Origin of the sequence: Aequorivita marisscotiae (genome assembly GCF_029814825.1) — a bacterium.
Classification (GTDB): domain Bacteria; phylum Bacteroidota; class Bacteroidia; order Flavobacteriales; family Flavobacteriaceae; genus Aequorivita; species Aequorivita marisscotiae.
The window spans coordinates 2,476,976-2,492,637 of record NZ_CP122379.1 but is presented as its reverse complement, the minus strand read 5'-3'; the positions used below and the strand labels follow the sequence as shown (position 1 = coordinate 2,492,637).

Annotated in this window: 18 protein-coding genes; 7 read left to right on the top strand and 11 right to left on the bottom strand. The window is 35.8% G+C overall.

Features of this window, described 5'->3' with window-relative positions; genetic code table 11:
- Window positions 1-43: 43 nt before the first annotated feature.
- Window positions 44-1,267 carry an LETM1-related biofilm-associated protein gene (locus QCQ61_RS11270; protein ID WP_279447746.1) on the top strand — a complete coding sequence of 408 codons (1,224 nt, stop codon included), beginning with the start codon at window positions 44-46 and terminating at the stop codon, window positions 1,265-1,267.
- A 1-nt stretch (window position 1,268) separates the two neighbouring features.
- On the opposite strand, the gene QCQ61_RS11265 is transcribed toward QCQ61_RS11270, so the two are convergent.
- The 7 genes from QCQ61_RS11265 to QCQ61_RS11235 form a co-directional block, all read right to left on the bottom strand.
- Window positions 1,269-2,024, bottom strand: a complete 756-nt coding sequence (locus QCQ61_RS11265) for a LytR/AlgR family response regulator transcription factor (RefSeq protein ID WP_279447745.1) — start codon at window positions 2,022-2,024, stop codon at window positions 1,269-1,271.
- A 62-nt stretch (window positions 2,025-2,086) separates the two neighbouring features.
- A complete protein-coding gene (locus tag QCQ61_RS11260; protein WP_279447744.1) occupies window positions 2,087-2,392 on the bottom strand; it encodes a 2TM domain-containing protein in 306 nt (101 codons plus the stop codon).
- 14 nt (window positions 2,393-2,406) lie between these two features.
- Window positions 2,407-2,724, bottom strand: a complete 318-nt coding sequence (locus QCQ61_RS11255; RefSeq protein ID WP_279447743.1) for a 2TM domain-containing protein — start codon at window positions 2,722-2,724, stop codon at window positions 2,407-2,409.
- A 1-nt stretch (window position 2,725) separates the two neighbouring features.
- A complete protein-coding gene (locus QCQ61_RS11250; protein ID WP_279447742.1) occupies window positions 2,726-3,034 on the bottom strand; it encodes a 2TM domain-containing protein in 309 nt (102 codons plus the stop codon).
- Between the two features lie 98 nt (window positions 3,035-3,132).
- On the bottom strand, window positions 3,133-4,461 hold the full coding sequence (locus tag QCQ61_RS11245; protein WP_347814819.1) for a 2TM domain-containing protein: 1,329 nt from the start codon (window positions 4,459-4,461) through the stop codon (window positions 3,133-3,135).
- A gap of 74 nt (window positions 4,462-4,535) precedes the next feature.
- Complete coding sequence (locus QCQ61_RS11240; protein ID WP_279447741.1) at window positions 4,536-5,195, bottom strand: tetratricopeptide repeat protein; 660 nt, start codon at window positions 5,193-5,195, stop codon at window positions 4,536-4,538.
- 251 nt (window positions 5,196-5,446) lie between these two features.
- Window positions 5,447-7,600 carry a TonB-dependent receptor gene (locus tag QCQ61_RS11235; RefSeq protein WP_279447740.1) on the bottom strand — a complete coding sequence of 718 codons (2,154 nt, stop codon included), beginning with the start codon at window positions 7,598-7,600 and terminating at the stop codon, window positions 5,447-5,449.
- Between the two features lie 169 nt (window positions 7,601-7,769).
- On the opposite strand from QCQ61_RS11235, the gene QCQ61_RS11230 reads away from it, so the two are divergent.
- The 3 genes from QCQ61_RS11230 (at window position 7,770) to QCQ61_RS11220 (ending at window position 9,873) form a co-directional block, all read left to right on the top strand.
- On the top strand, window positions 7,770-8,366 hold the full coding sequence (locus QCQ61_RS11230; protein ID WP_279447739.1) for a YdeI/OmpD-associated family protein: 597 nt from the start codon (window positions 7,770-7,772) through the stop codon (window positions 8,364-8,366).
- Window positions 8,367-8,470: 104 nt separating this feature from the next.
- Entirely contained in the window at window positions 8,471-9,481 is a 1,011-nt protein-coding gene (locus QCQ61_RS11225) for an adenylate/guanylate cyclase domain-containing protein (protein ID WP_279447738.1), read from the top strand.
- Window positions 9,482-9,537: 56 nt separating this feature from the next.
- The gene (locus QCQ61_RS11220) at window positions 9,538-9,873 is read left to right on the top strand and encodes a hypothetical protein (RefSeq protein WP_279447737.1); all 336 of its coding nucleotides are present in this window, start codon (window positions 9,538-9,540) and stop codon (window positions 9,871-9,873) included.
- A 51-nt stretch (window positions 9,874-9,924) separates the two neighbouring features.
- On the opposite strand, the gene QCQ61_RS11215 is transcribed toward QCQ61_RS11220, so the two are convergent.
- Window positions 9,925-11,205 (bottom strand): NAD(P)/FAD-dependent oxidoreductase, encoded by a 1,281-nt coding sequence (locus QCQ61_RS11215; protein WP_279447736.1) that lies wholly within the window; start codon window positions 11,203-11,205, stop codon window positions 9,925-9,927.
- A 113-nt stretch (window positions 11,206-11,318) separates the two neighbouring features.
- On the opposite strand from QCQ61_RS11215, the gene QCQ61_RS11210 reads away from it, so the two are divergent.
- Complete coding sequence (locus QCQ61_RS11210) at window positions 11,319-11,813, top strand: RNA polymerase sigma factor (RefSeq protein ID WP_279447735.1); 495 nt, start codon at window positions 11,319-11,321, stop codon at window positions 11,811-11,813.
- Window positions 11,814-11,819: 6 nt separating this feature from the next.
- Window positions 11,820-12,464: a DUF8845 family protein gene (locus QCQ61_RS11205; protein ID WP_279447734.1), complete on the top strand. Its 645-nt coding sequence runs from the start codon at window positions 11,820-11,822 to the stop codon at window positions 12,462-12,464.
- Between the two features lie 75 nt (window positions 12,465-12,539).
- On the opposite strand, the gene QCQ61_RS11200 is transcribed toward QCQ61_RS11205, so the two are convergent.
- Complete coding sequence (locus QCQ61_RS11200; RefSeq protein WP_279447733.1) at window positions 12,540-13,343, bottom strand: lysophospholipid acyltransferase family protein; 804 nt, start codon at window positions 13,341-13,343, stop codon at window positions 12,540-12,542.
- Window positions 13,344-13,489: 146 nt separating this feature from the next.
- Entirely contained in the window at window positions 13,490-14,131 is a 642-nt protein-coding gene (locus QCQ61_RS11195) for an NUDIX hydrolase (protein ID WP_279447732.1), read from the bottom strand.
- A 2-nt stretch (window positions 14,132-14,133) separates the two neighbouring features.
- Here QCQ61_RS11195 and QCQ61_RS11190 point away from each other — a divergent pair, with 2 nt between their 5' ends.
- Window positions 14,134-14,853, top strand: coding sequence for a peptidylprolyl isomerase (locus QCQ61_RS11190; RefSeq protein WP_279447731.1), 720 nt, complete (start codon window positions 14,134-14,136; stop codon window positions 14,851-14,853).
- Window positions 14,854-14,966: 113 nt separating this feature from the next.
- Here QCQ61_RS11190 and tnpA read toward each other — a convergent pair whose 3' ends face one another.
- Window positions 14,967-15,431 carry an IS200/IS605 family transposase gene (tnpA, locus tag QCQ61_RS11185; protein ID WP_279447730.1) on the bottom strand — a complete coding sequence of 155 codons (465 nt, stop codon included), beginning with the start codon at window positions 15,429-15,431 and terminating at the stop codon, window positions 14,967-14,969.
- Window positions 15,432-15,662: the final 231 nt, after the last annotated feature.

The following is a 15,662-nucleotide window of genomic DNA, read 5'->3' as shown; positions in this document are numbered from 1 at the left end:
AACACTAGCTTTGACCGCTCTAAAATAGTGAATATTTAAAACGATGAACCCGTCTGCACCCGATTGGATCTTAAAATTTCTAAATCTTTTTGATAAGAATGATTTATTGGCGCCTTATCAAAACGATGCTTCATTTTATATTGCCTTAAAGCAAACAGGTTTTATATATGGCGTATCGGTTTCCGCATTGCCAAAGAAATCGCTAGGTAAGTTAAAACTTACCAAGGAGGAACTCACCAAAATAAATCTTTTTCACGCGTTATATTATCAATTTTACGAAAAAAATAAAACTGCAACTAATAAAGAGGCCATAAATAGCATATTATCTTTTTACGAACACCTCGAAAAAAGAAAAGCTGGTTTTTTTAAGAAATTTTCACTTACACAAAGTGCATCAATCACGTTAGAACATATTCTTTCGGCTAGATTGCAGGAAGCCAATACTTTGCTGAAAAAGAATACGGTATCACTTTTAACATTTTCGTTGCTGTACTTAGATGTTTTGGCATATAAGCAGTGGCTTATAGACCCAATTTCAACAAAAAATTATTATAAGCAACTGGAAACCGCAGTGTTAACTGGCTGTTTTTATACGTTAAAATCGAAGAGTAGTAAAACAAAATACGACAAGCTGCTAATTGAACTTTTTGAAACTTCATCAGAATATATTATCGATACAACAGATGGTGGGGTAGCCACATTTTTAGATAGTTTAAACTATTTAAAAAGCAGCGAAGATTCCCTAGAAAAAAATTATTTATTAGATCTGTGCTCCCTCACCGTTTGGGAAGATTTAAAAATGGACGAAGTAGAACACCAATTTTTGCAGCAATTATTAGTGACGCTCAATTTTTCGGAGACAGAACTACAAAAAAGCCTAGTGGCGTTAAATTCATTTTCGCACACCTATACCGAAAAAATATTACTTTTTGAATATTCGCACCCGGTGAAACAATTTTACAAACAATCTGCGGCTACCGTAAAATTGTTAATTATTCGAAATAAAGATAGATTAACACGCGAACTGGAGGAAAGTGGCGAATTAGTTGTGCTATTGGGACAATCTACTATCCGCGATTTATCTACGGAAGAAAAATCGAAGGTGCGGGAACAATTGCTCGATGTGTGCAAAACAATTCCTTCACTAACAATTTTTTTGCTTCCGGGCGGAACAGTGCTTTTGCCACTTTTGGTAAAGTTTATTCCAAAGCTTTTACCTTCGTCCTTTCAAGAAAATAGAATAGACAGATTTAAAGCTGAAGATTAATCTATTCTAACCAAAGTTTAAAATTTTTTACCCGTTCGCGCGCCACCACAACTTCTTGCTCTTTATAACTGTTCAATTTCAATTGCAAGCGCGAGTTTGTGTATGAAATTATATCCTTAATTGAATTGATGTTTACATAAAATTTTCTGCTAATTCGGAAGAACGTTTCAGGAGAAAGTTCCTCTTCTAACTGTTCTAAAGTAGTTTCTAATAAATAATCGCGGCCATCTACGGTATGAGCGTAAGTTCCTTTGTTTTCAGAATAAAAACACTCAATTTCATCTACCGAAATCATTTTAATGTGTTGCCCTATTTTAGTGGTAAATCGCTTTTTGTATTCGCGTTCTACAGGATTTACAAGCAATTTTTTAATATCCTCAAAGTTAAGTTGCACGTTTTTGGCACTGGGTTTAAAAGTTTTGTACTTTTCAACGGCAGTTTGCAATTCCTCTTCATCAATAGGTTTCAATAAATAATCTATGCTGTTTAACTTAAAGGCCTGAAGCGCATATTCGTCAAAGGCAGTGGTAAAAATAATGGCACTATTTACTTCAACTGCATCAAAAATTTCGAAGGAAAGTCCATCGCTTAATTGTATATCCAAAAAAATAAGATCCGGGTGCTTGTTATTCAAAAACCAATCTATAGCTTCCTCAACGCTGTGGAGCATTTGGCTAATATGTACTTCCTGCTTCATTAACATGCGTTGCAAGTAACGTGCGGAAGGTTTTTCGTCTTCAATAATGAGTACGTTCATTTAATTGGTTTCTCGTTTTGGTTTGTATATTTAAATTTCAATCCAGTGTTCAAACTCAATTTCTAAAGATCATCATCCAGAAATTGTTTCATTTTTTTTTCTTCCCAGCGTTTTAAGAAATTGTTATTAAACTTGAGAATGTACCAAACGTACACCGCGTGAAATAGCAAACCAATGCCCCAAAAAATCGCCGTTATATAGTTGCTCCAATCTTTAAAATCTATTTCATGTGCATTAAAAACATTTGCCGAAACAAGAATAATTCCGGTATTAATTAAAATATACACCAACAAATGGCTGTAAAATTCTTTTAATGTTTCTACCTTTTTCTTTGCTCTTAAATAGGCAAGACTTTTTTGAGTTTCCATCGCTGTGGTTTAATTTATTCTTCCTTTAAGTATTTTTTCAATTGTTTTTCTTCCCAGTTTTTTATAAACTTTAATTTGTATCGATATACTTTTGCGGCGTGAAACAGTAAGCCAATTCCCCAAAAAATAGGTACGACTAAAATATTCCAGTCTACCCAATCTATAAAATTTTTGTTGCCATTCTGGTCTTGAAAAAACTGTAAAACTTCTCCGCGAACTAAAAACAAAACTATATTTACAATGCAATATAAAATTATGTGGTTGTAAAAAACTTTAAGTGCTTCTACTCTATTTCGAGCATTTTTAATTTTTAAATCAACAGGTTTTTTCATTTTACGTCCAATTGTTTTTGTTGCTGTTTTCTTCTTCCTCCAAAAATTGTTTTAGCTTTCGCTCTTCCCAATTTTTACCTATAAAGGGAGTCCATTTAAATGCTTTTACAGCTTGAAAGAAAATACCGATTCCCCATCCAAATGCTGCCCACAAAAACCAAGGATTGCGCAGTTCGTTTACGTAATAATTTAAACCTGCCAAGGCGCAGATAAAAACAATATAAAACATAAGGCTGGTGTAAAACTTTTTTATTTCCGCCACCCGCTTTTTTGCTCTGTAATATTTGTTGTCGTTATTTTCGAAATCCATAATTAGTGTTTTTAAAATACAATGTAAAAATACGTAAGATTAAAAGGTGAAAAAAAAGATAGCCACCCAACCGTCAGATTTGCAGGACGAATTGTAATTTATTCATCTTTATCCATTAATTCGCGAATCTTTCGTTCTTCCCAATTTCTTCCGAAAAATGGATTGTAATTAAAGGTTTCGGATGCATGGCCCAAGATTCCGAACCCCCAACCACAAATAGGGAACAACGCCCACGGAAATCCAGCTCTCGATATATAATTTAAGTATATAAAAACTGGAACGAAGAGTAGGTAAATTGTTAAGTGCAAATAAAAACCTTTCAATTTTTCAACCTGCTTTTTGGCAAGCCTGTATTTTTTTTCTGAAATAAAAGTATCTGATGAGTTCATAATTTTAATGTTTTCTCCCAAAATAGGGATTGAAATACGAAATTCCTTATGGTCTGTATTTATTGTAACCGGACGCTCGGTTAAGAGCGAATATCTATCGCGAATGTTTCGCAAACCAACGCCAGTGCTTTCTTTTAAAACCTGTTTCGGCTGGCTGTTATTAGCTACAATTAAACTACCGTTTTCTTCGGTAATGGTAATAAATAGTTTTTTTGAAGGCATAACCTGATTGTGCTTTACCGCGTTTTCCAACAAAAGCTGAAGCGACAACGGCACTACTTTAGCCTGTGGATTATCTAACCGTTCGGGCACAGAAAAAACAATGCTGTCTTCAAACCGAACAGCTAAAAGCGACATATAAAGTTTAGCAAAATTCAATTCTTCCTCCAGGGTTACCAGTTCCTTACTTTTTTGCTCCAAAACATAACGATACACCTTTGATAGCGAAGTAGTAAACCGCGTTGCAGCCTCCGGATTTTCTTCAATTAAACTGGTTAGTACATTTAAACTGTTAAAAAGAAAATGTGGATCTAATTGATTTTTAAGCGCATCAAATTTGGCCGAAGCCGTTCCAGCGATAATCTTTTGTTGGGTAACAATGGTTTGTTGTTTGTTTCTGTAATAATAAAAGGTGTAAAACAACGCCGTAACTACTACCGAAATAATAAATGATATATAATAGTACTGCATTTTTTCTGCAGCAATAAATGCTGAAAAGTTGCGTCCCTCCAGAATTACTTCCGTTAATATGCGAATAAAAAAGATGCCCAATAGGGTAACAATAATTCCACCGAAAATTCCCTTTAAAAGATTCTTTGCTTTAAATACTTCACCTGGAAACTTTTTCAGTAAAAATCCAAAATAGCGCGCATTCGCCAGATATAACACCACAGCGTACAATTGATTGTAAAGAAATAATTTTATTAATTCTGCAGTGCTCGTAAACTCGTAGCCATTTATGTATTGAATTACGCCAAGTATAATAAATACTAACGATCCAACGGAAAATGCTTTACCCAGGTCTTTTAAAATTCGCATTATAATTTTTCTTTTATTAACTGCAAATACACGAATAGGTGGTAAAAGTATTCGTGTATTTGTAGTATACAGTGTTAGTTACAACTTTCAGCTTTAACTTGCTTAGCCCGTTCGGCCCCGTACGAAGGGTAGAATTCGCCCGCAGGTTTAAAGGTAGCAAAAAGATCTATCGCCCGTTGAATGTCTTTACAATATGGTTCTAACGATTGGCCAAAATACCTTGCGCCGCCCATATCCCATTCGGCCTTTGCCAATATAATACGCGGGTTATCGGGCGCCAGTGCTAATGCTTTACCGTATAATTCGGAAGCTTTTGCCGAATATTTCATGCCGTATTTTTGTCCGTCAAAAACAATCCAAGCTGTGTATAACTGCGCTTGTAAAACCAGTAAATCCGGATTGTCTTTAGAAATTGCGGTAGCATCATTTATAAAATTTTGTGCCTTATCTAATTGAGCTTTTAGTTTGGTTCCATCTTTTTCAGTAAAGCTGTTTATTACATTTATTTGCGCCACATAATAAGGCGGCAACCAGTTGTCGGGCTCTGCCACTGCAATGCGTTCAAACACGTTGGCCGCTTCCCACGAATTGTTTTCCTGCCAAAGCTGAAAAGCTTTTCGCATACCTTGCTGGTATTTGGTTGGTGAAACAGCTTGATTAACTGCAACATCTGTTTGTCCTTGCACAATCAAGGTCGTAAAAAAGATAAGTAAATAAGTAACTACATTTTGCATAATTTCTAGATTTAATTTGTTGACTTTTAGTTTAGTTTTAAAATAGAAGCATAATTATCCCTCCTATTAAAAGAAGAACACTTGTTAAAAGCAAGACTTTTAAAGTCTTTCCTCTATTTCGTTTTTTTAAAAGAATTCCTAACATGACTTTGGTTTTAATTGTTACTATTGAGTTCAAATTTCCTTTAGAATTGTTAGTTTTCAAAAATTGAAAAACCGAACTGTCATATTTCACGGCTGAATTGTACCAATTATAAATTATCTAACTGATTGTCTTTTCCGTCATCACTAATGGTCCAGAAAAAACCAACAAAAAAGAATTGGTCTGCCGCTGGCAGTAATTCCCTCCTTGCAAAAGTTCCGTTGGCATCCGGGGTATTTGCATATTGGTAGCCATTTACATTCTTAGTGGCCAAAACATTGTTTACCGACACGTAAAGTATTTGTTGCTGCGATATTAAATACGCCCAGTTTAAACTTAGACTGTTATAACTCTTAGTCTTATTTTGAAGAAAACCAGATGTGTTTAAATCTGTGTATGACCGACCACTACCGTATTGATAACTAAAACCTATTTGACTTTTCCAATTGTCAATCCAGTATTTTGCCACGACCGAAAGGTTATGGGTATTTGCGAAGTTGGGCGTAGCTTTAACGGGGTAATTTTTATATTTACGCTGGGTATCTAAATATGAATAGCTCACCCAATAATCTATATTGTTTAAACTTTCATTATCGCGCCAAAATAAGTCCAGCCCTTGCGCATACCCATTCCCATCACTTTTAAAAGTGCTATTGTTATCAGGAAATTCGTCATTGTAGGTTACAAGCTTATCGTATTGTTTCCTATAAATTTCTGCTCGGAAGATTCTGTTTTTTGCGGCGTATTGATAATTCAAAATATAGTGCTGGGTATGCTGCGCTTTTAGTGAATGATCGAATTTTAACACCTCGCTCTCAGGTTGCTGAAAGAAATCGCCGTAGGCCAAGGAAAGCTGGCTGTTTTTACCGGTTTTAAAGGCAAAAGATGCACGTGGCGATACGGTATATTCTTTGAACAAATTGCTATATTCCCCTCGAAGTCCCAGTTTTAATGCAAGCTTTCGCGAAAAAATAATATCGGCTTCGGTAAAAGCCGCCCAAATAGTATTGTTAAAACCTACTTTTGTATCAAAATCTGTCACCTTATAGTTTTCGTTAAAATCGGTCGTAAGTTGTTCGGCACCAAAATTCAAGATAAAGCGGTTGTTGAAGCGTTTTTTTAATTTCAATTTTATGTGGGCTGAGTTTTCAACATCTTTAATGGCAGTTTCATCAATGCCAAGTTTAGTATTTCCGAGGGTATAACTTCCTCCGCCAAAAATTGTCCAATTATTGTTTAACATTTTAGAATAACTGGCATTCGTATAAAAGTTTTTATTGTTCAGTTTAAATCGTGTGCCCATTGGGTTATTGATATCTTCTTGTGTAAGTTCAAAATTGGAAGCATCAAAAGCGCCGTATACTTTTAAAAGCCCATCGCCTATTCGCTGCCGAAAAACGGCTTCACCTGCAGTGGTTTTAAAAGGTTTGGTCCAATCATTTCTATCGGGAAAGACTGCCATATAAGGCGCCATATTTATATATGTGGCATTCAGGCTTAACGAACTATTCTTCCACTTTTCGGTATGGCCCAATCCACCACCCACAGTCATAATAGAAATATCTGTTTTTTCTTGCGCAGGTTCGTCAATGGTATTTAAAAGTAAAACCGAGGAAAGTGCCTGCCCGTATTCAGCAGAATACCCACCGGTAGAAAAGGAGATACCATCAAACAAAAAAGGACTGTAGCGACCGCGTGTAGGAACGTTGTTTGTGGTTGGCGAATAGGGTGTAAAAACGCGAATTTCGTCAATAAAAATTTGAGTTTCGTCTGCATCGCCCCCACGAACAAAGAGTCGGCCATCTTCTGCAACGGTCGTAGTTCCGGGCAGCGTTTGCAATGCTCCTACAAAATCGCCCAAGGCATTTGCCGTAGTTACAATGTCTAAAGGTTTTAAAACCGAAATTTTGCTGTTATCCCCCGCCGAAAAGGAGCCTGCCGAAATAGTTACGGTTTCTAAAGAATTAACGTCCTCGCGGAGTATTATTTTAAGATCCTGCATTTTTGAAACGTCGCTTATTGTTTTTGAAGCTTCAAATGATATATATGAAACAGCCAAGGTTTGTACGCCCGTTTCGAAAGTTTCAAAGATAAATTTACCATGCTCGTCAGTAGTGTTGCCATCGTACGCACCTTCCAAATAAACGTTCGCACCAAAAATTGGCGTTCCTTTTGAATCTAAAACGGTTCCCGAAATAAGACTTTGTCCAAAAAATATACTGGGAAAAGCAAGAAATATAAAAGTGATAATTGAAATTTTCATAAAATAGGTTGATTTATATTTTCAGGTCAAAGATTGAGTTTCGGCTTAAATTTTCAGCAAAAAAGAAACCGAACTGTAAAATTTTAATGCCCAACTGTACTAAATTTTAAGATTTCACTATTAATAAAAGAAAGCAGTAAATTGTATCTTCGGAAAAAATAAACACCAAATGACCAATTTAGAAAAAGTTGATGCCTTCTTTAAAAAGCAATCCCAATGGAAAGAAAAACTGCAACAGCTTCGTGAAATTATGTTAAAAACGGAACTTAAAGAAAAGCTAAAGTGGGGCAAACCAACATATACGCTTAACGGCAAATTGATAGTTGGTATGGCCGAATTTAAAAACCACATAGCACTGTGGTTTCATCAAGGGGTGTTTTTGAAAGATCCACACCATAAATTAATTAATGCGCAAGAAGGCGTAACCAAAGCCCTTCGGCAATGGCGCATTGAACCGGACGACACGATAGATTCCAAAATTGTTTTGGAATATGTAGAAGAAGCCATTGCCAATTCAAAAGCTGGCAAGGAAGTAAAGCCAGTGCGTGGAAAAAGTGTTGTAATTCCTGAAATTCTAAAAAACGCTTTTGAAAATGATGCTACCTTGAAAGCAAATTTTCAAAAACTTACGCCCGGCAAACAACGTGAGTATTCGCAATATATAGCTGAGGCAAAACGTGAAGCAACGCAACAAAGTAGATTACAAAAAAGTATTCCCATGATTAAAAAAGGGGTTGGGCTTCACGATAAATACAAAAACTGTTAATGGCTATTAAACCGCATTTTGCAAGGTACACAAAGCGTCAGCTTTGGTTTTATACCCGCCGCGCTTTTTGGATTTTACTAACTTGGGTCCTAATCTCGAATGTGATGTTTTTTTATGAATTCATCACGCTAAAAAGTAACGGTGTACTAAGTTCTAGCTACGATTTATATTCGGCAGTAATGGCCAATTTAATAGTTGCTGTTTCCGCAGGTCTCATTGGGGGCATAGTAACGGTAAACCTGATGGAACGCTGGCTTCGGCGTTTGGTTTTTTGGAAAGCCCTACTCTATTTAATAATTGCGTATACAATAACCGCCTTTCTTGTGGGCTCTCTTGGCGCATTATACATTAAAAGCAGCGATTTAGGCGTTCCTTTTTATACGTTTCAAGTACTTCAGGAAACACTCTTTTTCTTCGGTTCCTGGTTGTTTATAAAAAATTACGTTATTTGGCTTTTTATCGTTTTGGTAACCTTAATTGTTTTAATGGTCAACGATAAATATGGCCCAGGGGTTTTTCCTGATTATCTCTTGGGAAAGTATTTTAGACCCAAGCACGAACGCCGAATTTTTATGTTTGCAGATATTAAAAATGCCACGGGTATTGCCGAAAGTTTGGGCGAAGAAAAATATTTTAATTTTTTGAAGGATTTTTTTAGACATATAGCGCCCGCAATTGTACAAACCCGAGGTGAAGTTTATCAATATGTCGGGGACGAAGTAGTTGTGTCTTGGAAAATGAAATGGGGTCTTAAACACGGAAATGCCGTGCAATGCTTCTATAGTATGAAAAAGATAATTGCCTATAAAACACCTAAATACTTAAAACGATACGGCATAATTCCTGAGTTTAAGGTTGGCCTACATTACGGAACCGTAATGGTTGGAGAAATAGGACAGATAAAACGCGACATTGCTTTTTCGGGCGATGTTTTAAACACTACATCGCGCATTCAGACAATGTGTAACGAACTGGATGTTGAAATATTAGCTTCAAAACAGTTTGCAGATATTGCCTACAAACTACCCAAAGGCGTGGTGAAAAAAGAGCTGGGAAAAGAAAAACTACGGGGCAAAAGCGAAGAAATTGAATTGGTTACCTACTTAAAAAAATAACTAACTTTTGTGCTCGTTTCTAAATTTCACTTAAGTAATTTTTAAATTCTCACAATATGAAAACAGACAATTACACCAAAACAGTTTTAACCATTATTGCCATTTGTTTAACTATAAATGTTGCAAAAGATTTTAATGTTTTTCCGTCGGCTTATGCCAATTCAAAGGAAAAAACAGTGGCGCTACCGGCAAGCAATGTAATGGACGTTCGGCTGGTTGACATAAACACCAGTGACGGATTAAATGTAAACTTAAAAAAAATAGACGCCTATGAATCGCTAAAAGTTAATTTAACCAAAATCGAAACTTCCGATAAGCTGGATGTAAACATTGATGAAATTGGCGGCGGTTGGGTTTCTCACGGCGGGCCAATTTCGGTAAAGATGCAATAAATTTTTTTTACCCTGTAAATAGTGGTTATCTATACTTTTTTCAAATTGAAGTTATGTATTGTTTTGTTTAAAAGGTCTGATTATTAATCGTGCTGCTCGATCGTAATTTATGTAACTGTAAGTCCAATTAAAAAATGTTACCACTCTATTTCTAAATCCCACTAAAAACCAAAGGTGTACAAACATCCATAAAAACCAGGCAATCGCTCCGCCAAAATGCAATTTTCCAATATCTACCACCGCTTTATTTCTACCAACGGTAGCCATGGTTCCTTTATCAAAATATTTAAAGGGTTCCATTTTATTGTCTTTGAGCATTTTATTAAAGTTTTTACCTAAATGTTTTCCCTGCTGTATCGCGGGCTGCGCAACCTGCGGATGGCCTTTTGGATATTCCTCGGTTTCCATTAGAGCTATATCTCCCAAAGCGAAGATATTTTTATATCCCATTATTTTGTTGAATTCGTCTACGCGATAACGATTGGCTCTTTCTACAAATGCTTCGCCTTTTATACCCTGAACGGGTGCTCCAGTAACACCAGCTGCCCAGATAAATGTAGCCGTTTCGAGCTTGTTGCCATCTTTAGTTGTAACGGTTTGGCCGTCATAATCGCTTATAAAAGTTTTTAGATGAATTTGCACGCCGAGTTTTTCGAGAAATTTGTGCGCCTTTGCAGAAACCTCTTCGCTCATGGGGGGTAGTACTCTGTCTTGACCTTCAATAAGGTGCACGAACATTTCGTCCTCATCCAGTTCGGGATAATCATGTTCTAGAATTCCTTTTCTAAATTCGGCCAAAGCTCCAGCTAATTCTACGCCAGTTGGACCAGCCCCAGCAATAACAAAATTTAAAAGCCGTTTTCTTTCTCTTTCATCGGCGGTGATATCTGCTTTCTCTATATTTTGAAGCATTAAACTTCGAATATTAAGCGCTTGTGGCACTGTTTTCATTGGCATACTGTTTTGGGCAATATTTTCATTGCCAAAGAAATTTGTACGCGTTCCTGTTGCAATTACTAAATAATCAAAATGCAGGCTACCAATAGAAGTAGAAATGATATTGGTTTCTGAATTAATATTTTCAACTTCCGCCATTCGAAAGTGAAAATCGAAGTTATTTCTAAAAATCTTACGAAGCGGATAGGCTATTGAATCGGGCTCGAGCCCCGCAGTAGAGACCTGATAAAGTAAAGGTTGGAAAGTGTGGTAATTATGTCGGTCAAAAAGTACAATTTGAACCTTTGCCTTGCGAAGCTTTTTTATAAAAGAAATGCCAGCAAATCCGCCCCCTATCACTACTATTCGCGGTAGGTTAGTTTCGGGAATATTCATGCTATTTAAATTTCTATAAAGTTACTCATCCTGAGTGAAGTTAGGGTATTTTTTAGGATTTTTGTAACAAACTTCTGTAAATAAGCACTAATTAAATAGCAACAAAAAAACCATTGAACAAAGAACTTGAACATAGTTTTGTAACCCAATTGGAGGAGAACCAAAACATTGTACATAAAATCTGTAGGTTATACACAAATGATCAGGACGCACATAACGACCTGTTTCAAGAAATAACCATACAATTATGGCGCGCATACCCCAAATTTAGAGGCGATGCTAAGTTTAGTACTTGGATGTACCGTGTGGCACTGAATACCGCGATTACCCTATACCGAAAATCGAAACGCACAATTAAAACACAGGATTTTGAAGGAGTTAGTTTTAAAATTTCTGCTATACCCTACGACGATACTACAGAACAACAACTTAAATTAATGTACCGCGCAGTTAAAAATTTAAATGACATTGACAAAGCCTTGGTTTTTCTTTATTTGGAAGACAAAAATTATAGAGAAATTTCTGAAACTTTAGGTATAACCGAAGTAAATGCACGTGTAAAAATGAACAGAATAAAGGAAAAATTACGAACTATTTTAAATCCGTAACCCACTATGGATCAATTAGAATTACTAAAAAAACAATGGCAGAGCACGGAGCAAGAGTTACCGAAGCTAACCTATAAAGACATCTACAGTATGCTGCTGAAGAAGTCTTCCTCAATTGTTAAATGGATATTTTATATCAGTATTGCCGAAATAATATTTTGGACCTGTTTAGCGCTATTGGTACCCGAATCGAGTTCAAAATTTACAGACGATATTGGGCTACACGATGTTTTAATTATCGTTAATATTATTAATTATTCTGTTTTTGTGGTATTCATTTTTCTCTTTTATAGAAACTATCGCAAAATTTCAACTACAGATTCAGTAAAAGATTTAATGCAGAATATTTTGCGAGTTCGGAAAACTGTAAAATATTTTGTGGTTTACAATGTAACCGCCAGCATAGTTTTAATAATAGGTATAAACTTTTATTATTATTTAAACCAAGATTTAGTTTTTAGGTATATGGGGGAGGATTTTGGCGTAGCTCAAATTTCACAGGAAAAATTTATGAGTATGTTTTTTGCTATCCAAATACTCTTCGGAATCGTAATGGTTGTATTGGTGCTATTATTTTACCGAATAGTTTATGGTATCTTACTACGAAGACTTCATAAAAATTATAAGGAATTAGAGAAAATAGAACTGTAAAAAAACCCTAACTTATTGCAGTACAATGATTAATCAAGATTTTGCTCAAACGACATTATAAAACTAAACGGATTATTAATAACGCCACTGTCGTTCTTTATTGAGTTCTTCTTCGCTTTTTAAAACAGAAGAAGGAATTACTTTTAAAAAAGACGGATGTTGCTCAATAGCATATTCTAATTGCTCAACGATTTTTTCCATAGAATCGTTTTCATAATCAATCTCTAATGGAGGTTTTATTTCCATAGTCTGCAAGATGCCGCGCTTTTTTATGCGTAGCCCCTTTTTATCAAACGACCTTCTAAAACCATCAATTACAATGGGAACAACCAATGGTTTATTCTTTTTAATAATATGTGCTGTTCCGCGTCTAATGGGTTTCCAAGGTTTCGTAGTTCCTTGCGGGAAAGTGATAACCCATCCATCATTTAAAGCCTTTGTAATGTTGCTCACATCACTCATTTTCACCTGCTTGTTTACTTCTTTTCCTTTTTCGCGCCAAGTACGCTCTATACTTATAGAACCAGCATAAGCCAAAATTTTAGGTAAGAGCCCAGCTTTCATAGTTTCTTTGGCCGCAACAAAATAGATGTTTAATTTTGGTTTCCACAAATAACCAACATTTTTTATACTGTCTTCCCGCCCACTTAAGCTAGCGTTAAAAACGTGAAGCATGGCGGCTACATCTGCAAAATAAGTTTGGTGATTACTTACAAAAAGCACATTTTTTTCGGGAAGCGTTTTTATAATTTCACTTCCGTGTATTTGCAAGTCGTTAAACCCTTTAAACCTTCTGTGGGTTAATAAACCAGCAATCCGTATTAACCAGAGTTTTAAAAATAGGGAATGCCCAAATGTGTTTTTCTTAAAGAGACTCATTCTTTAGTGGTCAGTTTTCAATATTCAATGGTCAGTTTTCGGTAGGTAGAAATTTGTTTGAAATTATTAAAGATACCGTTTTTAATTGTTCCTCTCAAACTTAAAATTTCAAATTTATTCGTCCACAAATATACTAAAATAAGCTATTACAGAACTTTTTTAAGCAATTCGCGCACTTCGTTGAGCATCATTGCTGTAGCCCCCCAAACTACATATCCGTTTAATTTAAAAGCGGGAACTTCAAGATTTACTGCATATGAAGTAGATATGGTTTGGGTGGTTACATTAAAATCGTCCATAAAATCTTGTAAGCTTACTTCAATTAATGCTTCAACCTCTTCTTCTTGGGGCACAAACCTTGGTTGCTCGGTGGTTATCCCTAAAAATGGCTGAACAAAATAGTTGCTGGGCGGAATGTAAATTTCGGTAAGTTGTTTTAATACGGCAATAGTGTTTCTAGACACTCCTACCTCCTCTTCCGTTTCGCGCAAAGCGGCATCCTGAATACTTTTATCCTCCTTTTCTAACTTTCCCCCTGGAAATCCAACCTGCGCAGAATGTACACCTTTGTATGTTTTACGAAGAATTAAAATGAGCCTTGTTTCTAAATTTTCGGAAGGATAAAAAAGCGACATTACCCCGGCGCGCTTTGCGGAATCACTATTTTTCGCAACTCGTTTCATTTCTTGCAAACGCTCCATGGGCGCCATTTTAAATTGAACCAATTCGCCCGGAAGTTCCAATTTTGTTACTTTTACAATCCGTTTTTCAAAATCGCGAAAATCCATTTATGAGAAAATTATTTATTTATTGTTTCGGAATTGTATTGTTCTTTGGAAGCTGTGAAGATAAGAAAAAGGCTTCCGAAATAAACGACGAAATAGAAAACGAAACTGAAATAGAAAACGAAATCGAGCCAAAAGCAGAAGCTGAAAAAGATGAAGTATCAGAATTTCCGAAAATCACCAATGAAAATGTAGTTTCATTTTTAACCGAATACGGAAAAAACAATCCGGAAACCAAAGTTTTAATTTCTACCCGTTTTGGCGACATAGAAATTGAACTCTTTAAAGACACGCCGTTGCACCGCGCCAACTTTATATATTTAGTGAAGCAGCAGTATTTTAACGAAACATTTTTCCATAGGGTCGTTCCAAACTTTATAATACAGGCAGGAAATAGCGATCTCTCATCTACACAAAAAAAGCGCGCAGAACTTGGCAAGGAATATCTGCTTCCTGCAGAAATAATCCCCGGGCGTGTGCACGAATACGGTACGGTTTCCGGCGCTAAAGAATATCGTGAAAACCCTGACCATAGAACGGCTCCTTATGAGTTTTTTATCTTCCTCGGTCCAAAATCCTCGACTACACATTTAAACGGAAAATATACAATCTTCGGCAAGGTAATCAAAGGAATGGACGTGGTGGAGGAAATTTCAAAAGTAAAAGCTGACGATGGTGATTGGCCGTTGAACAATATTTATATTAGTGCAAAGGTTTTGGAATAATCCCGAAAGGATTTCATATTTATAGTAAAATCAACAACAGGAAAATACGACCCCAATGGGGTCGAACATCCATCCCGAAGAAGTTTTATAAATATTTAAACCCTTCGGGTTAGTTATTCAATCCATTCAAAAAGATAATCTTCTTTGAATTCAACATTAAACTTTTTCAAAAACAAAGTATATTCTTCTTTAAACGATTGCTTTTTGTGGTGTTCCTTTTGATTTTGAATATAACCAATTACATTATCTAATACAGAATGACTATATGAGAAAGCACCAAATCCTACCTGCCATTCAAATTTATAGTTCATAAACTTTTTTTCATTTATAAATTTATTTGAAGATTTTTTTACCTCTCGAACCAAATCTGACAAGCAACAGGAGGGTTTCATTCCAATTAAAAAATGTATATGATCGTGAACTCCATTTATCGCCAGCATTTTTTGGTTTTTGTTTTGAACCGTGCCCGTAATGTATTTATAAAGTTCGTCCTCCCAAGCTGGCAGAATGAGGCTATTCCTACCTTTAACCGCAAAAACAACTTGAATATAAATTTGAGAAAATGTGCCGACGCTCATCGTTTTAAATTTATCTATTTAAAAATAACCCATTTTGTCCAAATCCCGAAGGGATTTCATATTTATAACAAAATCAACAACAGGAAAATACGACCCCAACGGGGTCGAACATCCAGCCCGAAGACGTTTTATAAATATTTAAAACCTTCGGGCACGCTGATATATAGGTTTGTTAGTTTTATAGTATCACAATCCAATATCTATAAATTTGGATTAGTAGTAGTAGTATGA